Origin of the sequence: Pseudomonas sp. B392_1p (assembly GCF_052245235.1) — a bacterium.
In the GTDB taxonomy this organism is placed as follows: domain Bacteria; phylum Pseudomonadota; class Gammaproteobacteria; order Pseudomonadales; family Pseudomonadaceae; genus Serpens; species Serpens gallinarum.
This window is the reverse complement of record NZ_JBQPXM010000015.1, coordinates 24,182-46,569: the sequence shown is the minus strand read 5'-3', so window position 1 is coordinate 46,569 and position 22,388 is coordinate 24,182. Positions and strand designations below refer to the sequence as shown.

24 protein-coding genes are annotated in these 22,388 nt (G+C 61.5%); 12 read left to right on the top strand and 12 right to left on the bottom strand.

What is annotated here, in order from left to right; genetic code table 11:
* Window positions 1-13 precede the first annotated feature (13 nt).
* A complete protein-coding gene (locus ACTV8E_RS18425; RefSeq protein ID WP_443200432.1) occupies window positions 14-1,597 on the bottom strand; it encodes a glycoside hydrolase family 17 protein in 1,584 nt (527 codons plus the stop codon).
* A 227-nt stretch (window positions 1,598-1,824) separates the two neighbouring features.
* Between ACTV8E_RS18425 and ACTV8E_RS18420 the strand changes: the two genes are divergently transcribed.
* The 3 genes from ACTV8E_RS18420 (at window position 1,825) to actP (ending at window position 4,339) form a co-directional block, all read left to right on the top strand.
* Window positions 1,825-2,184 (top strand): DUF485 domain-containing protein, encoded by a 360-nt coding sequence (locus ACTV8E_RS18420; protein WP_443200431.1) that lies wholly within the window; start codon window positions 1,825-1,827, stop codon window positions 2,182-2,184.
* A gap of 188 nt (window positions 2,185-2,372) precedes the next feature.
* On the top strand, window positions 2,373-2,678 hold the full coding sequence (locus tag ACTV8E_RS18415; protein WP_443200430.1) for a DUF485 domain-containing protein: 306 nt from the start codon (window positions 2,373-2,375) through the stop codon (window positions 2,676-2,678).
* On the top strand, window positions 2,675-4,339 hold the full coding sequence (gene actP / locus ACTV8E_RS18410) for a cation/acetate symporter ActP (protein WP_443200429.1): 1,665 nt from the start codon (window positions 2,675-2,677) through the stop codon (window positions 4,337-4,339). Before ACTV8E_RS18415 ends, actP begins: the two co-directional genes overlap by 4 nt.
* An 88-nt stretch (window positions 4,340-4,427) precedes the next feature.
* On the opposite strand, the gene ACTV8E_RS18405 is transcribed toward actP, so the two are convergent.
* A complete protein-coding gene (locus ACTV8E_RS18405) occupies window positions 4,428-5,342 on the bottom strand; it encodes a LysR family transcriptional regulator (protein WP_251836358.1) in 915 nt (304 codons plus the stop codon).
* A gap of 109 nt (window positions 5,343-5,451) precedes the next feature.
* Between ACTV8E_RS18405 and ACTV8E_RS18400 the strand changes: the two genes are divergently transcribed.
* The 4 genes from ACTV8E_RS18400 to ACTV8E_RS18385 are packed head-to-tail and all read left to right on the top strand — an operon-like array spanning window position 5,452 to window position 8,009.
* A complete protein-coding gene (locus ACTV8E_RS18400; protein ID WP_251836357.1) occupies window positions 5,452-6,267 on the top strand; it encodes a DODA-type extradiol aromatic ring-opening family dioxygenase in 816 nt (271 codons plus the stop codon).
* A 46-nt stretch (window positions 6,268-6,313) separates the two neighbouring features.
* Window positions 6,314-7,108 carry an SDR family NAD(P)-dependent oxidoreductase gene (locus ACTV8E_RS18395; protein ID WP_443200428.1) on the top strand — a complete coding sequence of 265 codons (795 nt, stop codon included), beginning with the start codon at window positions 6,314-6,316 and terminating at the stop codon, window positions 7,106-7,108.
* 57 nt (window positions 7,109-7,165) lie between these two features.
* The gene (locus ACTV8E_RS18390) at window positions 7,166-7,456 is read left to right on the top strand and encodes a DUF2218 domain-containing protein (protein WP_251836355.1); all 291 of its coding nucleotides are present in this window, start codon (window positions 7,166-7,168) and stop codon (window positions 7,454-7,456) included.
* A 28-nt stretch (window positions 7,457-7,484) separates the two neighbouring features.
* On the top strand, window positions 7,485-8,009 hold the full coding sequence (locus ACTV8E_RS18385) for a cytochrome b (RefSeq protein ID WP_251836354.1): 525 nt from the start codon (window positions 7,485-7,487) through the stop codon (window positions 8,007-8,009).
* Between the two features lie 134 nt (window positions 8,010-8,143).
* Here ACTV8E_RS18385 and ACTV8E_RS18380 read toward each other — a convergent pair whose 3' ends face one another.
* From ACTV8E_RS18380 to ACTV8E_RS18360, 5 genes are all read right to left on the bottom strand, one after another.
* On the bottom strand, window positions 8,144-9,328 hold the full coding sequence (locus tag ACTV8E_RS18380) for an MFS transporter (protein ID WP_443200427.1): 1,185 nt from the start codon (window positions 9,326-9,328) through the stop codon (window positions 8,144-8,146).
* Window positions 9,329-9,453: 125 nt separating this feature from the next.
* Window positions 9,454-9,927 (bottom strand): DUF3291 domain-containing protein, encoded by a 474-nt coding sequence (locus ACTV8E_RS18375; protein ID WP_443200426.1) that lies wholly within the window; start codon window positions 9,925-9,927, stop codon window positions 9,454-9,456.
* A 181-nt stretch (window positions 9,928-10,108) separates the two neighbouring features.
* On the bottom strand, window positions 10,109-10,429 hold the full coding sequence (locus tag ACTV8E_RS18370) for a hypothetical protein (protein WP_443200425.1): 321 nt from the start codon (window positions 10,427-10,429) through the stop codon (window positions 10,109-10,111).
* A gap of 52 nt (window positions 10,430-10,481) precedes the next feature.
* A complete protein-coding gene (locus ACTV8E_RS18365) occupies window positions 10,482-10,967 on the bottom strand; it encodes a DUF421 domain-containing protein (protein WP_443200424.1) in 486 nt (161 codons plus the stop codon).
* Between the two features lie 85 nt (window positions 10,968-11,052).
* The gene (locus ACTV8E_RS18360) at window positions 11,053-11,211 is read right to left on the bottom strand and encodes a DUF3309 family protein (RefSeq protein WP_251836349.1); all 159 of its coding nucleotides are present in this window, start codon (window positions 11,209-11,211) and stop codon (window positions 11,053-11,055) included.
* Between the two features lie 252 nt (window positions 11,212-11,463).
* Here ACTV8E_RS18360 and ACTV8E_RS18355 point away from each other — a divergent pair, with 252 nt between their 5' ends.
* From ACTV8E_RS18355 to ACTV8E_RS18340, 4 genes are all read left to right on the top strand, one after another.
* Window positions 11,464-12,270 (top strand): SDR family oxidoreductase, encoded by an 807-nt coding sequence (locus ACTV8E_RS18355; RefSeq protein WP_251836348.1) that lies wholly within the window; start codon window positions 11,464-11,466, stop codon window positions 12,268-12,270.
* A 99-nt stretch (window positions 12,271-12,369) separates the two neighbouring features.
* Complete coding sequence (locus ACTV8E_RS18350; protein ID WP_273534909.1) at window positions 12,370-12,645, top strand: hypothetical protein; 276 nt, start codon at window positions 12,370-12,372, stop codon at window positions 12,643-12,645.
* A gap of 69 nt (window positions 12,646-12,714) precedes the next feature.
* Window positions 12,715-13,857 (top strand): MFS transporter, encoded by a 1,143-nt coding sequence (locus ACTV8E_RS18345; protein ID WP_443200423.1) that lies wholly within the window; start codon window positions 12,715-12,717, stop codon window positions 13,855-13,857.
* Between the two features lie 69 nt (window positions 13,858-13,926).
* Window positions 13,927-14,352: a hypothetical protein gene (locus ACTV8E_RS18340; RefSeq protein WP_443200422.1), complete on the top strand. Its 426-nt coding sequence runs from the start codon at window positions 13,927-13,929 to the stop codon at window positions 14,350-14,352.
* 174 nt (window positions 14,353-14,526) lie between these two features.
* Here ACTV8E_RS18340 and ACTV8E_RS18335 read toward each other — a convergent pair whose 3' ends face one another.
* From ACTV8E_RS18335 to ACTV8E_RS18320, 4 genes are all read right to left on the bottom strand, one after another.
* Entirely contained in the window at window positions 14,527-14,757 is a 231-nt protein-coding gene (locus tag ACTV8E_RS18335) for a YheU family protein (protein WP_443200421.1), read from the bottom strand.
* Between the two features lie 105 nt (window positions 14,758-14,862).
* Entirely contained in the window at window positions 14,863-16,062 is a 1,200-nt protein-coding gene (locus ACTV8E_RS18330; RefSeq protein WP_443200420.1) for an osmoprotectant NAGGN system M42 family peptidase, read from the bottom strand.
* A gap of 23 nt (window positions 16,063-16,085) precedes the next feature.
* On the bottom strand, window positions 16,086-17,831 hold the full coding sequence (gene ngg, locus ACTV8E_RS18325) for an N-acetylglutaminylglutamine synthetase (protein WP_443200419.1): 1,746 nt from the start codon (window positions 17,829-17,831) through the stop codon (window positions 16,086-16,088).
* A 173-nt stretch (window positions 17,832-18,004) separates the two neighbouring features.
* Window positions 18,005-19,774, bottom strand: coding sequence for an N-acetylglutaminylglutamine amidotransferase (locus ACTV8E_RS18320; RefSeq protein WP_443200418.1), 1,770 nt, complete (start codon window positions 19,772-19,774; stop codon window positions 18,005-18,007).
* 186 nt (window positions 19,775-19,960) lie between these two features.
* Between ACTV8E_RS18320 and ACTV8E_RS18315 the strand changes: the two genes are divergently transcribed.
* Window positions 19,961-20,428: a MarR family winged helix-turn-helix transcriptional regulator gene (locus tag ACTV8E_RS18315; protein WP_273534916.1), complete on the top strand. Its 468-nt coding sequence runs from the start codon at window positions 19,961-19,963 to the stop codon at window positions 20,426-20,428.
* Window positions 20,429-20,898: 470 nt separating this feature from the next.
* On the opposite strand, the gene dacB is transcribed toward ACTV8E_RS18315, so the two are convergent.
* On the bottom strand, window positions 20,899-22,371 hold the full coding sequence (dacB, locus tag ACTV8E_RS18310; protein ID WP_273534917.1) for a D-alanyl-D-alanine carboxypeptidase/D-alanyl-D-alanine endopeptidase: 1,473 nt from the start codon (window positions 22,369-22,371) through the stop codon (window positions 20,899-20,901).
* Between the last annotated feature and the right edge of the window lie 17 nt (window positions 22,372-22,388).

Here is a 22,388-nt window from a genome sequence, read left to right as displayed (position 1 = left end):
GAGAACCATCGCCTCATGGTTGCGATGTTTGCGCCATTACCATCGACTCATTCGATTGATTCGCCGGGACCCGGCATCGCAGGCTGCGCCACAAGGCGCCACACAGCAGCAGGCTGACCAGCGCCCAGCCCAGCGCCTGGGTGTTAGTCAGGCCTTCCTGGTACAGCTGCGGCACAATGCCGGCGCCAACCAGAAAACACAGTAGGGCGGTTTCACGGCGTCTGGCCGGCACCGGGCGGCACAGGTACACCACGGCCGGCAGCAGCAGGGACGCGTTGGGAAAGCTGCGGTAGCGGGCATCAAAGACCAGGCCGAGCATCAGCACCGCAGCGGCAAATCCGCTGGCGAGCAGCCACATGCCGGCGTGTTGTTCCAGCCAGGTAAACAGCCGGCCACGCCAGTCCTGCGGCTGGGTGATAGCCAGGGCGCCATGGGCCAGCACGATCAGGTTCAGCCCGAGCAACACAGCCGCCCAAAGCCACTCGCCGGCGAAGCGGCTGATGGCCACAGCCTGTTCCACATGCAGCAGGCAGCAGGCACTGCCCAGGGCGGCAAGCGCCGGCAGCGACCAGGCATCACGCGGCGTGGCGGGGCGCCCGGCCAGCCCCAGGACGGCACCGAACAGCACCAGCGACAGGCCGAACCAAGCAGGCCAGGTCGGCAGGTTGGACGCTGCTCCGGTGAACACCCCCTTGTCGCGGCGGTCGGCATCGAACAAGCCCCAATAGCCACCGACTGCGCCTTCGCTGGCGCGTTTCCAGGGCTGGTCGAAGGCTTCAATCAGGTTGTACTGCCAGCCATGGCTTTCCGACAGCTGCACGAAACCGCGCATGAAGCGCGCCTGATTGATCAGGCTGGGCACGGCGGTTTCACGCTGGCGACCGGCGCTGGGCCAGCCGGTCTCACCGATCAGGATGTCTTTGGGGGCGAAACGTGTACCGAATTGCTGGCGAATCGCACCGACATGTTCGAGGGCCTGGTCAATGCCGGCGGGATCGTCCTCCCAGTAGGGGAGCAGGTGAATGGTGAGGAAATCCACCGCCGGGGCGATTTCCGGATGGGCGAGCCAGAACTCCCAGACGTCGGCATAGGTGACGGGTTGTGGAACGGCTTCTTTGACTTGGCCAATCAGCCCGGCCAGCCGCTGGGCGGTAACTTCCCGGCGCAACAGGGTTTCGTTGCCGACGATAACCGCCTGTACGATGTCCGCATGGGCCGTGGCGGCCCTGATCAACAGGTCGATTTCCGCCGCGGTATCCACCGGGTCGGCATTTACCCAGGCGCCGAGCAGTAGCTTCAGGCCATGCTTGCGGGCCAGGTCGGGAATGGCCTCCAGACCAGTCATTGAATAGGTGCGCACGCACTCGAAGCGGCTGGCGAGCAGGGCCAGGTCGGCATCCATTTGCGCCGGGCGCAGGATGAAAGGTTCGTCGAAGGGCGATTGATCCTTGCCGAAGGGGCTATAGGACACACATTGCAACTTATGGCTGGCGCTGGCTACGTCGGGCAGCTTCACGGAGCGGCCCAGCCCGGCCCAGAGGCCGAGCAGCGCAAGCGCAAAGAGCAGGCAGGCGAGGATGTGGCGGGTAGCGGTCATGAGAGAAACTGCTAGAAAATGAGTTGCTTCAGCGTAGCTGAGCCAGGCACCCCAGTTTGGCGCGCGAAGGTTCCGGTTGTCCTGTGTGATTCAGAAAAAAGGAAAAGCATTCCTAAATCAATCGCTTACGATTAACGTCTGACTAAGACTAAGGTCGTCTTCTCTCAGTTGAGCATGGCTTTACAGTTCGCGTACCAGATCACACTGGCCAGGAATAAAAAAATAAGATGTATCTGCACGACCCAAGCTCCATGCGAACCGAACACAGCGCAGGCCGCGCGAACCGGATGGCCAAACGCAGCCGCTTCGCCTGGGGGCTTACTCTGCTTCTGAGTAGTCTTTATCTGATCTTTCTGCTTTTGATTGCTTCCGAATCGGAGCTGCTCAGCGCTTCGAACCCCCTCAGTCCCCTCATTTGGGGGCTGGGTCTGATGCTGCTTATCACCTCTTTTGTCCTGGCTGGTCTCTATTTCAAGCGTGCCAGTCAGGATTTTGAAAGCATGAACGCCGAACTGCGTTCGCATCCGGAAGCCACTGCAGAGACGCAGCCCAAACAAGACCTTTTAATGCCTGATCCGCGGAAATAACGCGATACCAGAGGCTTCATATCAGGGAGCTGGTATGTCGGGGTTGGTTCTTCAGGAGCCGACTACTGGGCAGGGAAAGAGTCAATCAACGTTGAATCGCGCCTTACAAGTAAAAAAAAGCTGCCAGCCACACTTGTTGCTGAGTCAAGGTGTGGTTGAGCGCAACGTGTAGTAAAGGAGAGTAACAAGTGAAAGACGTAGTAGCGGAGGTGCTCAAGCACCCTAAATATCAGGAACTGGTGCGGCGGCGCACCAACGTGAGCATGGCGTTTTTCGCTGTGACCCTGATTATTTATTCAGGCTTTATCCTGACCATGGCTTATCTGCCCGAGGTATTCGCTGAGCCTCTGGGCGCGAATTGGACGATGAGTGTGGGCTTGTTCGTTGGCTTGATGGTGGTCTGCAGCGCGGTGTTCCTGATCGCCTTGTATACCTATTTCTCCAACAAGGTGTTTGATCCGTTGCTCGACGCGATTGTGAGGGACGTGCAATGAAAAAGTTCTTGCTCAGCGCGTTGCTGTTGTCGTTCGCCTCGCCGGCCGCATTTGCCGCGAACGGCCATGGCGCCAATACCAGCGCCATCGTTATGTTCCTGGTGTTTATTGCCGGGACCATGGTCATCACCTGGTGGGCCGCGCGTAAAACGCAGACCACCTCCGACTTCTACACCGCGGGTGGTGGCATTACCGGTTTCCAGAACGGTCTGGCGATTGCCGGTGACTATATTTCCGCAGCCTCGTTTCTGGGCATTGCGGGGCTGGTGTACGTCTCCGGTTATTACGGGGTGATCTACGCCATCGGCTTCCTGTTTGGTTGGCCGGTCGTAATGTTCCTGGTGGCTGAGCGCCTGCGTAACCTGGGTCGCTTCAACTTCGCCGACGTGACAGCGTTTCGCCTCGAGCAAACGCCCATGCGTGTACTGGCGGCCAGTGCCTCGCTGACCATCATCGCGCTGTACCTGATTGCCCAGATGGTGGGTGCCGGTAAGCTGATCGTGCTGCTGTTCGGTCTCGAATACAAAGTTTCCGTGGTGATCATCGGCGCGCTGATGATGATTTACGTGTTTTTTGGCGGCATGACGGCCACCACCTGGGTACAGATCATCAAGGCGATCCTGATGCTGGCCGGCGGTACCTTGCTGTCCATATTGGTGCTGTATCAGTTCGGTTTCAGCCCGGATGCCCTACTGGCCGAAGCGGTCAATGTGCACCCATACGCTGAAAAACTGATGGCGCCGGGCGACGCCGTGAGCAGCAACCCGCTCAACGCGCTGTCCCTGGGTCTGGCCCTGGCCTTCGGTACTGCTGGTCTGCCGCACATCCTGATGCGCTTCTTCACCGTGTCCAGCGCCAAGGAAGCCCGTAAATCCGTGATCTGGGCGAGCAGCTTCATCGGCTACTTCTACGTCCTGACCTTCATCATCGGCTTCGGCGCGATTGCCCTGCTGGTTCGTCATCCGGAGTTCTTCAACGTCGGTGCCGACGGCAGCTTCGATATGCTGAAAGACTTGATCGGTGGCACCAACATGGCGGCGGTACACCTGTCCAACGCCGTGGGTGGCAGCCTGCTGCTGGGCTTCCTGGCTGCTGTGACCTTCGCCACCATCGTGGCCGTGGTCGCCGGTCTGGCCCTGGCTGGCGCCGCCGCCATCGCCCACGACCTGTATGCCAACGTGATTGCTCGCGGTCGTGCGACCGAGCAGCAGGAAATGCGTATCTCCAAGATCTCCACCCTGGTGCTGGGCGTCCTGGCCATCCTGCTGGGTATCGTCTTCGAGAACCAGAACGTGGCGTTCATGGTGGGTCTGGCCTTCGCCATCGCGGCGAGCGCCAACTTCCCGGTGCTGGTGTTGTCCATTTCCTGGCGCGGCTGCACCACCCGTGGTGCGACCATCGGCGGCTTCTTCGGCCTGTTCATCGCCACCCTGTGGGTGTTGCTGAGCAAGACCGTATGGGTCGACGTGTTTGGCAACGCCGAAGCCATCGTGCCGTTCCCGAACCCGGGTATCTTCTCCATCCCGCTGGCCTTCTTCGCGATCTGGTTCTTCTCGGTTACCGATAAGTCCGCCCGTGCTGACAAAGAGCGTGATGCGTTCGATGCCCTCACGGTTCGCAGCCAGACCGGTATCGGTCGCAGCGGTGCAGTTGATCACTAAGTGATCGTGTAACACGAAAAGGCAGCCTTCAGGCTGCCTTTTTCGTTTGGCAAGGTTGGTTCGGGTTATGTATCCAGCCGGCTGAAAACTAAACGCTTTGCCACAACGGATTATTCGCAAACGCCTCGGCCAGGTAGTCGATCATCACCCGCACCTTGGCCGGCGGGCGACGCTCCTGCGGGTAGACCGCATAAATCCCACCCAGTGAATAGGTGGGATGATCGAGTTCAAGGGCAACCAGCTCACCGCGTTTGAGCGCCTCCGAGACGATGAAGTCCGGTTGGTAGATCAGGCCTTGACCACCCACGGCAGCGGCCAGCAGGGCATCGCCATTGTTGGCAGCAAGATCGCCATGGATCGCCACGCGCACACTGCCGTCGCGGCCGAATGCCCATTCCTTGCCCCCGCCCCAGGACGACAGGGTGTAGCCCAGGCAATTGTGCTGGGCCAGCTCCGCCACCCGCCGGGGGATGCCGCGCTGATCGAGATAGCTTGGGGCCGCACAGACCATCTCCGCACAATCGCCGAGCTTGCGCGCCTGCAGCGGACTGTCGGCCAGCCGGCCGATGCGGATCGCCAGGTCCCAGCCGCCATCAAGCAGGTCGACGACGCTGTCGGTCAGCCCCAGCTCGATCTTCAGTGCCGGATGTTTGTGGCTGAACGCCGGTAGCAGTGGGGCGATGAAGCGGCTGCCGAATGACAGCGGGATGTTCATGCGCAGCAACCCGCGGGCATCGACCCGTTGCGACGCGGCGCTGGCTTCGGCTTCATCGATTTCCGGCAGGATGCGCAGGCAAGCTTCCAGATAATCACTGCCCGCTTCGGTCAGGCTCAGGCGGCGCGTGGTGCGGTGCAGCAGCTTGACACCCAGATGCGTCTCCAGAGCGTCCATATGCTTGGTAGCCATGGCCGGCGACATGCCCATTTGCCGGCCCGCCGCGGAGAGGCTGCCAGCGCTGACGGCGCGCACGAAAACGCGCATGCCCGTGACGCGATCAAGCATTTGATTTCTCACTAGTAGTAGGAAGTGAAAGCTGTATTGGGCGGATTATCAATGTAAATGATTCAAGCGATACTTACTGCATTCAATTAAACCGTGCGGAGAGTTCAGCATGAGTGCTATCAGCAATACCCGTATGCCCACCCTGTTCGTGCCCCATGGCGCGGGCCCCTGCTTCTTCATGGACTGGAACCCGCCCACCGCCTGGAACAAGATGGGCGACTTTTTGAAAAACGTGGCGTCGAGTCTGCCGGCTCGCCCCACGGCCATCGTGTTGGTTTCGGGCCATTGGCTGGAGCCGGCATTCAGCGTGACCAGCGGCCCGCAACCGGAGCTGATCTACGACTACTACGGCTTTCCAGAGCACACCTACGAGCTGCGCTATCCGTCTCCCGGCGAACCGCAACTGGCGGCGCGCATTACTGAACTGCTCGGTGAGGCGCACCTGCCGGCCGAACAGAATCCCACGCGTGGGTATGACCACGGCATGTTTATTCCGCTGAAACTGATGTTCCCCGACGCCGAAATTCCGGTGGTGCAACTGTCTTTGCGCCATGACCTGGACCCACAGGCGCACCTGGATGCCGGTCGCGCACTGGCCTCGCTGCGCGACGAAGGCGTGTTGATCGTTGGCAGCGGCATGAGCTTCCACAACATGCGTGGTTACGGCGACCCGCGTTTCGGGCCGATTTCCGATGAGTTCGACGCCTGGCTGGTAGAGGCTGTCCAATCTGCACCGCAACAACGCGAACACGCCCTGGCCAACTGGGCCCAGGCACCTTCGGCCCGTCTGTGCCATCCGCCGCGCGCCGAGGAGCACCTGTTGCCGCTGATGCTGGCGGCCGGCGCGGCGGGTGAGGACGCTGGCCAGCGCATCTTTACCGACCGAGTGATGGAAACCACGCTGTCGGCTTTCCGTTTCGGCTAGCAGGCCGCCTAAAAAACGGCCTGCTCACTCTCTAGAGGACTTTCCCATGATCATTAACCTTTCCGGCAAAACCGCCATCGTCACCGGCTCTACCGGCGGCATTGGCCTGGCCGTCGCCAAGGGGCTGGCGGATGCCGGCGCTACCGTGGTCATCAGCGGTCGCCACCAAGAACGCGTCGATGCCACATTAGCCGCGCTGCGGGGCACGCAAGCCGGTGCGCTGGCCCGTGGCGTGGTGGCCGATCTGGGCACGGCTGCCGGTTGCCAGGCACTGATCGAGGCTGAACCTCAGGCCGATATCCTGATCAACAACCTGGGCATTTATGCGGTGAAGCCGTTCTTGGACATCAGCGATGCGGACTGGGAAGAAATCTTCCAGGTCAACGTAATGAGCGGCGTGCGTCTGGCCCGTCACTATGCGCCGGGCATGCAAGCGCGCGGCTGGGGACGGATTCAGTTCATCTCCAGCGAGTCCGCCCTGAATATTCCCGGTGAAATGGTCCACTACGGCGTTAGCAAGGCGGCCCTGCAAGGCCTCTCCCGTGGCCTGGCCAAGGTGCTGGCCGGCAGCGGCGTGACCGTCAATACCGTCCTGCCGGGGCCGACCCGGACGGAGGGGGCTGTCGCCTTTATCGGCAAAATGACCCAGGAACGCGGAGTGAGCGCAACGGAGATGGAGGCGTTGTTCCTCGCCGAAAATCGCCCGTCGAGCCTGATTCGCCGCTTCGCCACGCCCGAGGAAGTGGCCAACCTGTGCGTCTACGCAGCGTCCCCTCAGGCCAGTGCCACCACCGGTGCTGCCTTGCGGGTCGAAGGCGGTATCGTCGAAAGCATTGCCTGACCCATCATTATCCTCGCCGCGCACTAGCCGGTGGGGCTGATTCACAGGAGGTTCATCATGTTGGTTTCTACTGCTCAGATCGTCACGGACAATCCGCAACGATTGATCAGGCGGCTGTGCAAGCACTGGAGTCACAAGTTTCCGGTCAGCTTCGACGAGCAACAGGGGGAGATTGAACTCAGCCTGGGGCATTGCCTGCTCAAGGCGCAGGAGGGTGGACTGCAGGTGCGTTTGCAAGCTGCTGAGGATGAGCAGATCCTGCGCCTGCAAACAGTGGTCGGCGATCACTTGCAACGCATGGCTGCCGTACCGCTGCCCGAATTTACCTGGAATCGGCAGGCGTCTTGATTCCGCATCACTATCAGGAAAATCACTCATGAATGACTCAGCACATCGTTATGGCGGTATGACCCGCCTTCTGCATTGGGCGATGGCCCTGCTGATCGTGTGGCAGTTTCTCAAACTGGGCGACCGCATCAGCGACGGCGAACACTGGATCGGCCAGACCCTCGTACCCTGGCATATTTCCATCGGGGCCGTGCTGCTGGTGTTGATTGTGCTGCGCCTGCTCTGGGCGCTGGGTCAACGGCAACAACGCCCGCAGCATGTCGGGCCGACCGCGCTGCTTGTCAAGGCCGGTCATGGTCTGCTGTACGCGAGCATGCTGCTGATGCCGATCACCGGCATTCTGCTAATGCTCGGCAACGGCTATGGGCTTAAGGTGTTTGGCATGCAACTGGCCGCCAAGACCGGCGTGGAAACCGGCTGGATGATCAGCCTGGGTAGCCTCCATTCGCCGCTGGCCTGGTTGTTCGTCGCCCTAGTACTGGGTCACATTACGGCTGCGCTGTTCCACCACTTCGTCAAGAAGGACGACACGCTCAAGCGCATGGCAGGCTGAAGCTTCTGCTCTACGCAAAACAGCACCTGTGGGTGCTGTTTTGCGTTTAGGCCAGGCGTGAGTCTCGATTGATGACTTCCTGCACAGTCGAGCTCAACCGAATGGCGTCCTGTGCTTGAAGGTGACAGCAACCCTCAGGAAGAGCGCAAGGTGCGCTTGGCCACCAGCGCAAGCAGGGCGGCCAGGACAAAACAAATCAGGGACAGGTAGACGATGCCGTTGATGCCGGCCTCCGGAAAGCGAGTCAAGAGAATGCCGCCAACCCAGGTGGCGATCATGATCGAGAAGTTGAACACGCTCGACTGCACCGAGGTGGCCACGTCCTTGGCTTTCTCGATCTGCTTGCTGACAGCGGTCTGATACATCGTCACCAGTGGGCCAAACGCCAGACCCCAGAGGAAAAACGCCACATGCGAGATGCCGGCTGACCCTTGGAAGATGAGGAACAGGGCCATGGAGATGCCGCCGCCGGCGAGCACGGACACGATCAGCGGGCGCAGATACGCATCGATGATTTTCGCGGACACGATGACGGAAATGACCGAGCCGATGCCGAAGATCAACAGGGCCAGCTCGATGCCGCCTGCGAAGTCGAACATTTCCACCAGTAACGTGATGTAGGTGTAGATGCCGTAGTGGGCGGTGACCCCGAGGAAGGTCAGCAGCAGCACGATCAGAATCGAAGGCTGTTTCAGCACTGCCAGGGGCGAGTTGGCCTTGCTGAGCTTTTCGCCTTCCACCGCGGGCAGGTGAAAATACGCCAGCACGGCGATGGCGGCGACGCTCAGCCCCAGGACCATGAATGCGCTCCGCCAGCCGAACGCGATGCCGATCATCGTCATGACGGGCAGGCCGATGCTGATGCCCAGGGTATTGCCCGACATGATCACTGTGATGGCCTTGCCGTGCATGTTCTCGGGTACCAGGCGCGTGCCGTAGGCGGCGATCATTGGCCACATCACACCCGCACAAATACCGCCGACGATGCGGCTGGCAATGATGACCGAGTAGGAAGACGCCAGCGCGACGATGATATTAGAGACGGCGAAGCCGATCAGCAGCACCAGTAGCAGTTGCTTGCGGTTGACCGCCAGGGTTGCGCTGACCAGCGGAATGGCGCACAGGGCAGAAGCCAGCGCGTAGACACCGACCAGGAAGCCGACCTGGGGTTCGGAGACGCCCAGGCCTTCGCTCATTTGCGGCAAAAGTCCGGACGGCACCAGCTCAGATAAAAGGCCGACGAAGGTGACACTGGCCATCAGGCCAAAGACAAACCATGAGATTTCCCGCCCTGGGACGGAGTGGTTGGTTGCGGACACGCTTGCTCCCTTTTTGTACATCGACAGGGTTCTTTTTGAATCGAACCGCGAACCTTATCACTGGCTTGAAGCGCGGGGGGTGCTGAAACTGCGTATGCTTATCTCATCGCTACGGGCGAGGCCGCCTACGAATTCATCGCGACCTCACATATCTGTCCAGGCGCAGAAAATGATTTCTTGTAGGTAAATGCTTCTTGCGCAGGTCCGTTGGCCCGTAAAAGACTCAACTTTTGCGCGGCTTCCTCAATGGATGGAATGTGGCCGGCCGGCACCCACCACAGCACCATGTGCGCTTCATGCATTTTTTGAAACCACTCCTTCTTGCGGCGCAAGATCTCCACGTGTGCAGAGTGGTAAACGTAAGTGTTCAGGGCTTCTATGGAGCGCCACACTGACAGGTTGACGATGTAATCAGCACCGAAGAAGTCGATGCCGGTGGCGTCTCCTTCCTCGGTTTGCAAGCGCCAGACAAAACCCGGTGCTTCATCCGCCAGTGCGTTGATCCTGTCCAGGTTGTCTACGAATTCTGACAGTGGCGGTGAATCAATTGGTGCCAGCAGTTTGGCAATGTTGAGTTGGGCAATGTGGTGAGAGCTCACACGATCTTCCTTGAAAAAAATCGTTTGGTTATGTAGCTGGCTAAAAGCAAACGATTTCTTAATGGGTTATTTTCTAGGTACGGTAACTTTAAACGCGCAGGACAGTAGCGCTTCGCAATCTACGAAGTCTTGCGATAGGTAAGCTAGCGGCTCAAACGCTGGGTAGGTACCCACACTGTGGCTAGCTCTTCACGACCGATGCGTACCAGTCCGCATACGGGGTGTTCTTGGCCAGATGGCGATTGAAGTCCTTGGCGCCGTCGGTCCACCAGACCGGGCCACGCTCACCCAGGGCAATCTTGACGTGGTCGACGGCTGCTCTTGCCCTGGCGAGAGCGTGGGAATCCCCGCTTCGTTTGGCAGCCTTTACTGCACGACGCTCATCCATGAGTGCGCGAACAAGCTGCAGGTGTCGCTCCGGCGAGAGATTCGGGTTAGCGGTGCGCCAGAGCCGTCCGCGGACGACGATGTAACGCTGATCGGGAGTGAGAAGCGGTTTCACATACCTGACGACTCCCTATCGACAGTTAATCGGCGCCGCGTGTGCACGGCAATCACCGCGACCTCAGTCGTTCTGCACGACACTGATTTTGCCCATCGACTTCCAGGATGGCCTGTTTCACATGGGCGATGTCGGCAATGCCTTGCTTGCGAAGGTTGGCGGTCAGCTCCTGCTCGGTCAGTTTTTCTTTGCGCAGGTTTTCCCGCAGGAGCACGCCGTGGTGAATCAGCAGTGTCGGGGAGTCCTGCGCGATGCCGCGAAACCGGGGGAAGTAGTACTCCGCCAGGTTGAACAGGTAGTCCCACAGGACGATGACCGCAATCATCAGGAGAAGGTCCAGCAGCGTGTGGGCTTCCCCTGTTATGGCGTCGGCGGCCAGGCTGCCGATGATGACCAGGGCAATCATGTCGTTGGGTGCAATGGTTCCTGCCTGCCGCTTGGGTATCAGCCGGAACACCAGTGCGATGGTGAAATAGACCGTGGTCCCGCGGGCGACGATCTCCCAAAGCGGTGTTACGAACAAGTAGGTTTCACCCATCGCTAAAACACTCCTCAGTGCGCTAACCGCGAGCGCTCCAAGCAATGCTTGAGCGCACGCGGGGGCTCGACTTAACTTGCCGTCGCTAGATCATGCCCAGTAGCACGAGCACCAGCAGGACAACCAGTACCGCGCCGATGATGCCCGAGGGGCCGTAACCCCAGCTGCGCGAGTGGGGGAAGACGGGCAAGCCGCCGATCAACAGCAGGATCAGGATGATGATCAGAATGGTGCTGACGCTCATGGTCGAGCTCCCTCAGTAAGGTCTTGGTACGAGGCCCGCTCAGACGGCTGCGGGAAACGATGAGGGCGGGCAGGAAATCCTCACTCGCCTCGTTTATTCCGACCATGGCAATGGATAAAAGTCCTGGACGATCAATATGGCCGCTCTCTGCCGCGGGTTTGCCGGGGCCATTCAGCGCTCTGATGGTGCAGGCGCCACGCAGGCGTCTGGTTACACTTGGGCATCGACCCACAACAACAAAAGGCGAGCGCAATGAACAACCGCATGATGATCACCGGCGCGGGCTCCGGTCTGGGCCGTGAAATTGCACTGCGCTGGGCCCGTGAGGGCTGGCAATTGGCGCTGGGTGATGTCAATCAGGCCGGTCTTGAAGAGACCTTGGCCTTGGTACGCGAAGCGGGCGGCGACGGCTTTGTGCAGCGCTGCGATGTGCGCGACTACAGTCAGCTGACGGCCTTCGCCGAGGTGTGCGAGGCGCGGCTCGGCGGCATTGATGTGTTGGTCAACAATGCCGGCGTGGCCTCCGGCGGCTTCTTCGCCGAGCTGAGCCTGGAGGATTGGGACTGGCAGCTGTCGATCAACCTGATGGGTGTGGTCAAAGGCTGCAAAGCGTTCCTGCCGTTGCTGGAGCGCAGCCAGGGACGAATTATCAATATCGCGTCCATGGCCGCCTTGATGCAGGCGCCGGCAATGAGCAATTACAACGTCGCCAAAGCTGGCGTGGTGGCGTTGTCGGAGAGTCTATTGGTGGAACTCAAGCCGCTGAGCATCGACGTGCACGTGGTCTGCCCGTCGTTTTTCCAGACCAACCTGCTGGATTCCTTTCGCGGTCCCGATCCGAAGATGAAGGCCCAGGTCGGCAGACTGCTGGAAAGCTCGCCCATCAGCGCGGCGGAGATTGCCGAATACATCTACCGGCACGTTGCCCAAGGCACGTTCATGATCCTGCCCCATGAACTGGGCCGCTTCGCCTGGAAGGTCAAGCAACAGAATCCGCAGGCAATCTATGACGAAATGATCACCATGACCGAGAAAATGCGCGCCAAGGCGCGCGGCTGATTTCCATCGTTGACTGAAGCTCCATAACGTAGCGAACGACTGGCCGGGCAAACCCTCAAAGCAGGTGAGATCCAACCCTTGGGAATCTGCGAGGTGCTTATGAGCGTTCTGCCGCAATTCGATATTCGGGGTCAGGGAGGCGACCGCGACAACGAGGACGTTGAGCGCGGCCCGGAAACCGGACAGCCACTGGAGGATGCCGACGAGCCGGAAGTCCTGCCTGACGACCCGGACATCGCCATCACTGAAAAGGACATTCCCAGCGGGGTCGATCGGGCCAACGTGAACGTCGAGGATCTGCCCGGCGCTGACGAGGGCGAGATTCCGCGTACGCGCAACGAGGATGGCGAACGCGAGGAAGTCAGTCAGGGCTAGCCAGCCCGCTTGTTCGCTCAGGGGAGGCTGGGGTAGGGTGGCGAGCTGTACATCTCGTGGACTTTTCCGGTGAATCCAGCCTCCCGCCTTACCTTGCTGGTGGCGCTGGTACTTGCGGCCATCAACCTGCGCCCAGGCATCACGTCACTCGCTCCTCTGATCGAACGCATCGCCGATGAACTGGCCCTGAGTCGCGGGTTGATCAGTCTCACCACGGCCTTGCCGGTGTTGTGTATGGGCTTGCTGGCGCCTGTGGCGCCGCGCTTGGCACAGCGCTTCGGGCTGGAACGCACCATCGCCGTATGTCTGGCATTGATTGGCGTGGCGCTGCTGTTGCGCCTGGCGGGGCAGGTTGCGGCACTGTTGATCGGCAGCGCCGTGCTGCTCGGTGCCGGCATTGCCGTGGCGGGTCCGCTGATGTCGGGTTTCATCAAGCGGCATTTCACTACGGGCATGGGTGGTGCAATCGGCTGGTACTCCTTGAGTATGGCGCTGGGAGGTGCCGGTGGTGCGGTGCTGACCTTGCCGGTGGTGCAAACGTTTAATGGCAACTGGACATTGGGGCTGGCTGCCTGGGCCTTGCCGGCTTTGCTCGCCTTGGTGTTCTGGCTGCGCCTGCCAAACCGTTCGGAACCGGTGGGTGTCGCTAAGGGCCTGCCGTGGCGCGAGCCGCGTGCGTGGCTGATTACGGTGTTTTTTGCCCTGCAGGCGGGGCTGTTCTATTCCCTGGCTACCTGGCTGGTGGCCCGCTATCAGGAGGCCGGACTGGGTGAGCTGCGCAGCAACGCACTGTTCAGCCTGTTCATGCTGATCGGGTTACCCTGCTCTTTCCTGGTGCCCTGGCTGGCCCAGCGTATCAGCCGGCAACTGCTGCTGTGCGTGTCGGCAATGCTGGCCAGCACCAGTCTGATCATGATTACTGTGGCGCCCCAACTGTGGCCGGAAGTGTGGGCCATCACCCTGGGCATGGGGCTGACCGGCTCCTTCGCCCTGGCCTTGATCCTGCCCATGTATGAGGTGCAGTCACCGCTTGAGGTCAGCCGCTGGACGGCGATGATGCTGTGCGCGGGTTACTGCATGGCGTGCGTGACGCCAAGCCTGACCGGCCTGGTGCGCGATTACGGCGGCACCTGGCAATGGCCGTTCGCGTTGCTGAGTCTGTTTGCGCTGTCGATGATCTTCTTGGCATTGCTGATGCGACCACGGCGCTAAGCAGCGGCCAGCGTTTTTTTCCCTCTCAGGCTGTGATAGAAGATGGCCAGTCTTTCAGGGAGCGCGCGCGTGGAATCCGAATCTATCGTCTATGGCTGCATACGCGGCTGGGCGGCCAGTGATCCGCGTGAGGGCGGGGAGCAGCACGCGCATAACCTGCAGGTGCTGGACGACTTGCCGGAAGGACTGTGGAGCTTTCTAGGTCGTGAGATGTTTTCCTGCTGTGAGCTGCCCGGTGCCGGGCGTTATCTCACGCCGGTGATCCATTTCGGCGCCAGTTATCCCGGCGTTCAGTACGAATGGAACCTGTGGGTCAAGCAGTTCGAGGCGTTGCTCAAGCGCCTGTACTGGTCCAGCGCGGTCGTGCACCTGGAAACCGAGCTCAACGGCAGCCACACCTTCCGCTGGGAAACCGACAATGGCCTGCACAGCCCTCATGAAGGCGAACTGCGCATGCGCTGCGCCTGGGAGCATGAGAGCAGCCTGCGGCTGTAGTGGCCGGTGCATCGCGAGCTTGGAAAGCGCCCGTGGTAGTGTTGAACCGTAGGGTGGATCGCGCTTCATCGATCCACCGGGCGGAGCCATGGTGGATGTAAAAACGACATCCACCCTACGACTGATCGCGAGCAAGCCGCTCCTACGGGTTAGTGCGTACGCATTGCTAGCCCCTTACTCTTCCAACAACTCCTTGGGCACCTGCTCCTTGAGCATCAGCATGCACTGTTGGCTTTCGGGGTCGAAGACGATCAGGGCGCGGCCTTTTTCCAGGGCGTGGCGAGCGCGGGCTACGCGGGTCTCCAGCGGGGTTTCATCGCCATTGTCGGTGCCTTCGCGGGTCACGAAATCTTCCAGCAGGCGGGTCAGGGTTTCGGCTTCGAGCAGGTCGTGGGGTATCAGCATGGGGCTCTCCAGAATGCCGCGCCATGCTAGCAGAGCGCATGGCCGACAGAACCCAGAATACCGCCCCATGGGAGAGGCGGTACGGGCACGGAGGTGACGGTTGGGTTACTGAGTCTTCTCCGGCTTGCAAGTGGTGATCACGCTGTCCACCGCCGGTACACGGGTTTCAGGTTCCATTTGCGCGTCGTGTTCCAGCTGATGACTGAAGGGCTCCAGCGAGTCTTGCGACGGCTTGGCGTCGCTGGCGAACACGGGCGGGCTGAGAAGGTAGGCGGTAATCAGGCGGGTCAAGGCTATCAGGCTGTCCCGGTGGGTGCGCTCATAGCCGTGGGTGGCATCGCAGCCGAAGGCGAGCAGAGCGGTGCGCGTGTCGTGGCCGGCGGTGATCGCCGATTGCGCATCGCTGTGGTAATAGCGGAACAGGTCTCGTCGCACGGGAAGGTCCTGCTGCTCGGCCAGTCGCAGCAGGTGGCGGGTCAGGTGATAGTCATAAGGCCCGCCGGAATCCTGCATGGCCACGGTGACGGCCTGTTCGCTGGAGGCCTGGCCGTCTGCAACGGGCGCGATGTCGATGCCGACGAATTCGCTGACATCCCAGGGCAGCGCGGCGGCGGCGCCGGAGCCGGTTTCCTCGGTGATGGTGAACAGGGGATGACAATCGATGGGCAGTGCCACGCCGCTGTCGACAATGGCCTTGAGTGCGGTGAGCAGCGCGGCGACGCCGGCCTTGTCATCCAGGTGGCGAGCACTGATATGGCCGCTTTCACTGAATTCCGGCAAGGGATCGAAGGCCACGACATCACCGATATTCACCCCCAGCGCCTGTACATCGGCTCGACTGTGAATCAGCGCATCGAGACGCAGCTCGATGTGGTCCCAACTCACCGGCAGTTTATCCACTTCGGTATTGAAGGCATGCCCGGACGCCAGCAACGGCAGCACGCTGCCGCGCACCACGCCGGTGTCGGTGAACACGCTGACCCGGCTGCCCTCGGCGAAGCGGCTCGACCAGCAGCCGACCGGTGACAGGCCCAGGCGCCCGTTTTCGTGGATCTCGCGCACGCTGGCACCGATGGTGTCCAAGTGCGCGGAGACGGCGCGGTCCGGGCTGTTGCGCTGGCCTTTGAGGGTGCCGCGAATGGTGCCGCGCCGGGTCAGCTCGAAGGGGATGTCCAGTTCTTCCAGGCGTTCGGCCACATAGCGCACGATGGTGTCGGTAAAGCCCGTTGGGCTGGGAATGGCGAGCATTTCCAGCAGGGTCTGGCGCAGGTAGGCGAGGTCGGGTTCGGGTACTCGATGGGGCATGGAAACTCCGAATTCAGAGATCACTACGGGAGCTGCGGCTGGCTGAGTGGAAACAGCAGGTCAATAAAGCGTTCGGCGGTGGGCTGCGGTTCATGGTTGGCCAGGCCGGCGCGCTCGTTGGCTTCGATGAACACGTAGTCCGGCTGGTCGGCGGCCTTCACCAGCAAGTCCAGGCCCACCACCGGAATATCCAGCGCGCGGGCCGCGCGCACGGCGGCGGCCGCCAGTTCGGGGTGCAGCGTGGCGGTAACGTCTTCCAGGCTGCCACCGGTGTGCAGGTTGGCGGTACGGCGCACGGCCAGGCGCTCGCCGGCGGGCAGTACGCTGTCGTAGTCATAGCCGGCATCGGCCAGGGTGCGCCGGGTTTCCTCGTCTAGGGGAATGCGGCTTTCGCCATGGGTCGCGGCCTGACGGCGGCGACTCTGGGTTTCGATCAGTTCGCCGATGCGGTGCCGGCCGTCGCCGATCACTTCGGCGGGGTGGCGAACGGCGGCGGCGACCACCTCGAACCCGATCACCAGGATGCGCAGGTCTTGGCCTTCGTGAAAACTTTCCAGCAGCACGCAGCTGTCGAACTGGCGGGCGGCGGCAATCGCCTTTTCGACCTGCTCGGGGTTGCGCAGGTCCACCGCCACGCCCTGGCCCTGCTCGCCATCCACCGGCTTGACCACGATGCGGCCGTGCTCGGCCAGAAACGCGGCATTGTCTTCGGCGCTGCCGGCCAGTTGCTGGGCGGGCAGGCTCAGGCCGATGCGTTGCAGGCATTGATGGGTCAGCTGTTTGTCCTGGCAGAGAGTCATGCTCACCGCGCTGGTCAGGTCGGACAGCGACTCGCGGCAGCGGATGCGCCGGCCGCCGTGGCTGAGGGTGCACAGGCCGGTCACCGGGTCGTCTACCTGCACGTCAATGCCGCGGCGCAGGGCTTCGTCGACGATGATCTTGGCGTAGGGATTGAGCCCCGCTTGCGGACCCGGGCCGAGGAACAGCGGCTGGTTGATGCTGTTGCGGCATTTAACGGCGAAGGTGGGCAGATTGCGAAAACCGAGCTTGGCGTACAGCGCCTTGGCCTGTTTGTTGTCGTGCAACACGGACAGGTCCAGGTAGGTCAGGCCGCGCGATTGGTAATGCTCGACCAAATGGCGCACCAACGCCTCGCCCACGCCGGGGCGTTGGCACTGGGGGTCGACCGCCAGGCACCACAGGCTGCTGCCATGTTCGGGATCGTGGAACGCTTCCTGGTGATTGAGGCCCATGACGGTGCCCAGTGCCTGGCCGCTGTCGCTGTCCTCGGCCAGCCAGTAGACCGGCCCACCTTCAGCGCGCGGGGTGAGCTTTTCCGGGTCGACCTGCAGCATGCTGCGCGACAGGTACAGCCGGTTCACCGACTGCCAATCGGCCGGGCTTTGCACACGACGAATATTGAACCCGCGAAAGGTGCGCCGTGCCGGACGGTAATCGGAAAACCACAGGCGCAGGGTGTCGGAAGGGTCGAGAAACAATTGTTGCGGGGCGTAGGACAGCACCTGCTGAGGCGCGGCGACGTACAGGGCGATATCGCGCTCGCCCGGTTGCTCAGCGAGTAATTCTTCAGCGAGGCTTTTAGCGTCGGGAAAGGTATGACCGATCAGCAGGCGGCCCCAGCCGCATTGCAGCACCAAGGGCTCAGCGGTTTCCTGCTGGCCATCCTCGGCCAGGCGCGCCTGCAGACGCTCATAGGATGGTGCCTGGCCACGGAGCAGGCGCTGGCCATAGGCCTGAGATTTTTGCATGACAGATTCCTCATCGGGCCGGCGATTTTTTTATTGGACCGGCCAGCACGGTGCGCAGGGGCGCCCCGTGATTAATGTAAGACGCTGCAGACAACCGTCGTGCGGGGCCGCGTACCGCGACCCTGCAGGTGACTCAGAAAGCCGAGCGGTTGCTGCCACAGTCATCGCAATACCTACAAGTTGTGCTCGCTCAACCATAGGTTGAGTGCTGCCAGCTGCCAGAGTTTCGAGCCGCGCAAAGGTGTCAGTTGCCCCTGCGGGTCGCTGAGCAGTCGATCGAGCATCTGCGGCTCGAACAGGCCGCGATCCTGGCTGGGGTCGAGCAGCAGGTCGCGCACCCAGTCCAGGGTCGCGCCTTGCAGATGCTTGAGGCCGGGCACCGGGAAATAGCCTTTGGGGCGATCGATGACCTGCGCGGGCAAGACTTGGCGGGCGGCTTCCTTGAGCACGTATTTGCCACCATCGGGCAGTTTGAAACGTGCCGGGATGCGGGCCGAGAGTTCCGCCACCCGGTAGTCGAGGAAGGGCGTGCGCGCCTCCAGACCCCAGGCCATGGTCATGTTGTCGACGCGCTTGACCGGGTCGTCCACCAGCATCACCGTGCTGTCCAGGCGCAAGGCCTTGTCCACGGCTGCTTCGGCACCGGGCTGGGCGAAGTGGGCCTTGACCAGTTCGGCGGAAAAATCCCGACTGACCCAGGCCGGCCGTACGGTTTCGGCGTATTCCGCAAAGTCGCGGTCACGGAAGGCGCGCAGGTAAGCGTCCAGCGGGTCGGCCGCCCCATCCACCTGCGGGTACCAGTGATAACCGGCGAACAGTTCGTCGGCGCCCTGGCCGCTCTGCACCACCTTGCAGTGCTTGGCGACTTCGCGCGACAGCAGGTAGAACGCGATGCAGTCGTGACTGACCATCGGCTCGCTCATGGCGCGAAACGCCGCCGGCAACTGCTCGAGGATTTCCGCTTCGTGGATGCGCAACTGGTGATGGCGGGTGTGGTACTGCTTGGCGATCAGGTCCGAATACATGAACTCGTCGCCGCGCTCGCCACCGGCATCGGCAAAGCCGATGGAAAAGGTCGACAGCTGTTCCACACCGGCCTCGCGCAGCAAGGCGACCAGCAGGCTGGAATCCACCCCGCCGGAGAGCAGCACGCCGACATCCACCGCCGCACGCTGACGAATCGACACGGCATCACGCAGGCTGTCGAGCACGCGGTCGCGCCAATCGCCCAGGACGAAATCACGCTCTTCCGCACGCGGGCCGTAATCCAATTGCCACCAGGTCTGCTGCTCGGTGCGCCCCTCGGCGTCGATACGCATCCAGGTGGCCGGCGGCAGCTTCTCGATGCCTTGCAGCAGGGTATGCGGCGCCGGCACCACAGCATGGAAGCTCAGGTAATGGTTGAGAGCGATGGGGTTGAGGGTCGTATCGATATCGCCACCCTGCAGCAGCGCCGGCAGGCTGGAGGCGAAACGCAGTCGTTCGCCGGTACGCGACAGGTACAACGGCTTGACGCCCAGGCGGTCGCGGGCCAGAAACAGGCGCTGACGGTCGCGCTCCCAGATGGCGAAGGCGAACATGCCGTTGAGCTTGGGCAGCAGCGTCTCGCCCCAGGCGTGATAGCCCTTGAGCAGAACTTCGGTGTCGCCGCCGGAAAAGAACGCATAACCCAGCTGTTCCAGCTCGGCGCGCAGTTCGGGGTAGTTGTAGATGGCGCCGTTGAAAACCATCGCCAGACCCAGGGCCGGGTCGATCATTGGCTGACCGGAGGCCTCGTCGAGGTCCATGATCTTCAGCCGGCGGTGGCCGAGGCCCAGTGGCCCCTGGCTGTGGAAGCCGCACGCATCGGGTCCGCGTGGGGCAAGGTGGTGGGTAATCCGGGCGACCGCTGACAGGTCACTCGGGTGTTGATCGAAACGTAGCTCTCCTGCAATTCCGCACATAGCCTTACCGGTTCTCCGTTGGGGGTTTGTGGCGAGCAAGTTGTTGAAAAAGACGGCGCGGTATTGCAAACGGCCTTTTCAAGAACCTGCATGAGCCTATTTACCTAAACAAACATATGCTTTCATGTCAAAGTTGTTTTTGGTTTTTTTGAGGCTTTTACGGGTTGTAACAATGATTAAATACTTATGACTGAAACTAATAAGTCCCTTGATAACAGTTATGCCGTGTCGATCTTCCGCGCGCTGCGGCGCTTGCAGCAGGCCGGTGAAGTGCATGCCAAACGACTTTCCCGCTATGGCGGGCTAACGCCTCTGCAGCTACTGATCCTCCAAGTTTTGGCTGTGGAGAAAGAGTTGACTGCCAGCCAGCTGGCGCGTTTCGTCAGCTTGTCGCCGGCCAGCTTGTCGGGAGTGCTGGATCGCCTGGAAAGCCGGGGCTTGATCACACGCCGCCGCGACGAACAGGATCGCCGTCGGCAATGGTTGCACTTGGAACCGCCCGGCTACGCAGCTTTGGACGAGGCCCCCTCGTTATTACCTGGCCACGTGCGGCAGCGCTTCGCGGCGCTGCCCGAATGGGAACGCCACGCGCTGCTCGCCGCCTTACTGCGCGCGGCGGAACTGTTCGAAACGCCGGAAGATGAGGAGGAGTAATCCGGCGGGGCACATGCCGTTGTATGGGGCGACTTTCTGGTGTTCGTCGCAGTAGCTGCGTCGCTTGAAGGTAATGCGCCAGGCGAATGAATTCGCCCCTACCGGTGTGCCAGGCTCGGAGTTTAGTGTTTGGTTACGACGGCGACTCGCAGCGGTTGGGCTGAGCCTGTGCTGGAAGCTCAGGCTACAGGCTGTTGTAGGGGCGAATTTATTCGCCTGGCACCGTGACTGCCGACACCTGCGGCGTTGCGACGAATTGCGCGGTTGAGGCTCTGCTGTTTGTCGCCGCGGCTGCTTGGCCTGACCTACAACGTAGGGTTGGGGCGCAAGCAAAGGACTTTACAGTTCAACCGGTGGCGTCGCGCCGATACCCATCAGCAGTCGAAGCCACGCGACGGGTATCGCTGCGCTCTGCCCGGCAAAAGCCTCTTACCGAAAGCTCGGATACAACGAACGCCCACACTGCGTGATCAGCGATGGGCCGTATTGCGCTGGTTTTTTGGTTGCTGGTAAAGGTCGAGCAGTACCTGATCAAGCACCGCCGAGGCGCCGTAGGGGCGCGGGTGGTTGAGGATGGCGACCACCGCCCAGGTGTTGCCGTTGATGTCGCGGCTGTAGCCGGCGATGGCGCGCACGTTGTTCAGGGTGCCGGTCTTGATGTGCGCCTTGCCGGCCACGTTGGTGCTGCGTAGGCGTTTGCGCATGGTGCCGTCCATGGCGGCCAGCGGCATCGAGGAAATGAATTCCGCCGCATAGGGGCTGCGCCAGGCATCTTGCAGCAGTTGGGCCATGCCCCGTGCGCTGACGCGCTCCTCGCGCGACAGGCCGGAACCGTTCTCCATCACCAGGTGCGACGACTTGATGCCCTTGCGCGCCAGCCATTGACGGATCACCCGTTGCGCGGCCATGGCGTCGTCGGGATCGGCCGGGGTGCGAAATTGTGCACCGAGGCTGAGGAACAGCTGCTTGGCCATGGTGTTATTGCTGTACTTGTTGATGTCGCGAATGATCTCGGTCAGGGCCGGCGACTGGGCACGCACCAGCATGCGCGCGTCTTCCGGGACGGCGTCGATGCGGTCGTTGCCGAGAATCTGGCCGCCCAGTTCCTTCCAGATCGAGCGCACCGCGCCGCCGGCATAGCTGGCATGGTCGAGCACGGACAGGTAGTGCTGGTGATCGCATCCTTGGGCCAACTCGCCGCTGACCACCACCGTGACGCCGTCTGATTGGCGGATCGGTTTGTAGTGCACCTGGGGCCAGGCGGAACAGGTCTTGGTGGCCGGCAGGGACCGCACCCGGTTGTCGATGCGCACGCTTTCAATTGGCGGTTCGGTGCTGATGTACACCCGGCCAAGCTCGTTGCGCGTGGTGAAACGCTGGGCGTTGAGGTTGATCAGCAGGGAGTCCGGGGCCACCAGAAAAGGCCGGGTTTCATCGCCGCCGTCATCGTCGAACTCCGGCAGTTGCGGCTGGACGAAATGGCTGCGATCCAGCACCAGGTCGCCAGACACCGTCTGCACGCCATGGGCGCGCAAGTCGCGCAGCAACAGCCAGAGCTTTTCCATGTTCAGCTTGGGATCGCCGCCACCCTTGAGGTACAGGTTGCCGTTGAGCACGCCCTCACGGATCGGCCCGTCCGCATAAAATTCCGTTTGCCATTGGTGAGCCGGGCCAAGCAGCTCCAGCGCCGCATAAGTGGTCACCAGCTTCATGGTGGAGGCGGGATTGACCGACACGTCGGCGTTGTAGGCCGTTGTCTGACCGGGGCCATTCAGTGGAATGGCCGCCAGCGACAGTGCATGGGATTCCAACTTATGGTGCTTGAGCGCCTTTTGTACGGTACGCGGCAGGGCATCGCCTGCGGCTGTCGAGGGAGCGCACAGCGGCAGTCCTAGAAACAACAGCACACCGCTGAGCGTCAGTGGACGCAGCAGGTTATTCATCGTTGTGTGTCCCTTGG

What these genes read in the sequence shown, in the direction of transcription:
- ACTV8E_RS18425 (WP_443200432.1), bottom strand. Translation starts at nt 1,597, where the DNA reads ATGACCGCTACCCGCCACATCCTCGCCTGCCTGCTCTTTGCGCTTGCG.
- ACTV8E_RS18420 (WP_443200431.1), top strand. Translation starts at nt 1,825, where the DNA reads ATGTATCTGCACGACCCAAGCTCCATGCGAACCGAACACAGCGCAGGC.
- actP (WP_443200429.1), top strand. Translation starts at nt 2,675, where the DNA reads ATGAAAAAGTTCTTGCTCAGCGCGTTGCTGTTGTCGTTCGCCTCGCCG.
- ACTV8E_RS18405 (WP_251836358.1), bottom strand. Translation starts at nt 5,342, where the DNA reads ATGCTTGATCGCGTCACGGGCATGCGCGTTTTCGTGCGCGCCGTCAGC.
- ACTV8E_RS18400 (WP_251836357.1), top strand. Translation starts at nt 5,452, where the DNA reads ATGAGTGCTATCAGCAATACCCGTATGCCCACCCTGTTCGTGCCCCAT.
- ACTV8E_RS18395 (WP_443200428.1), top strand. Translation starts at nt 6,314, where the DNA reads ATGATCATTAACCTTTCCGGCAAAACCGCCATCGTCACCGGCTCTACC.
- ACTV8E_RS18390 (WP_251836355.1), top strand. Translation starts at nt 7,166, where the DNA reads ATGTTGGTTTCTACTGCTCAGATCGTCACGGACAATCCGCAACGATTG.
- ACTV8E_RS18385 (WP_251836354.1), top strand. Translation starts at nt 7,485, where the DNA reads ATGAATGACTCAGCACATCGTTATGGCGGTATGACCCGCCTTCTGCAT.
- ACTV8E_RS18365 (WP_443200424.1), bottom strand. Translation starts at nt 10,967, where the DNA reads ATGGGTGAAACCTACTTGTTCGTAACACCGCTTTGGGAGATCGTCGCC.
- ACTV8E_RS18360 (WP_251836349.1), bottom strand. Translation starts at nt 11,211, where the DNA reads ATGAGCGTCAGCACCATTCTGATCATCATCCTGATCCTGCTGTTGATC.
- ACTV8E_RS18355 (WP_251836348.1), top strand. Translation starts at nt 11,464, where the DNA reads ATGAACAACCGCATGATGATCACCGGCGCGGGCTCCGGTCTGGGCCGT.
- ACTV8E_RS18350 (WP_273534909.1), top strand. Translation starts at nt 12,370, where the DNA reads ATGAGCGTTCTGCCGCAATTCGATATTCGGGGTCAGGGAGGCGACCGC.
- ACTV8E_RS18335 (WP_443200421.1), bottom strand. Translation starts at nt 14,757, where the DNA reads ATGCTGATACCCCACGACCTGCTCGAAGCCGAAACCCTGACCCGCCTG.
- ACTV8E_RS18330 (WP_443200420.1), bottom strand. Translation starts at nt 16,062, where the DNA reads ATGCCCCATCGAGTACCCGAACCCGACCTCGCCTACCTGCGCCAGACC.
- ngg (WP_443200419.1), bottom strand. Translation starts at nt 17,831, where the DNA reads ATGCAAAAATCTCAGGCCTATGGCCAGCGCCTGCTCCGTGGCCAGGCA.
- ACTV8E_RS18320 (WP_443200418.1), bottom strand. Translation starts at nt 19,774, where the DNA reads ATGTGCGGAATTGCAGGAGAGCTACGTTTCGATCAACACCCGAGTGAC.
- ACTV8E_RS18315 (WP_273534916.1), top strand. Translation starts at nt 19,961, where the DNA reads ATGACTGAAACTAATAAGTCCCTTGATAACAGTTATGCCGTGTCGATC.
- dacB (WP_273534917.1), bottom strand. Translation starts at nt 22,371, where the DNA reads ATGAATAACCTGCTGCGTCCACTGACGCTCAGCGGTGTGCTGTTGTTT.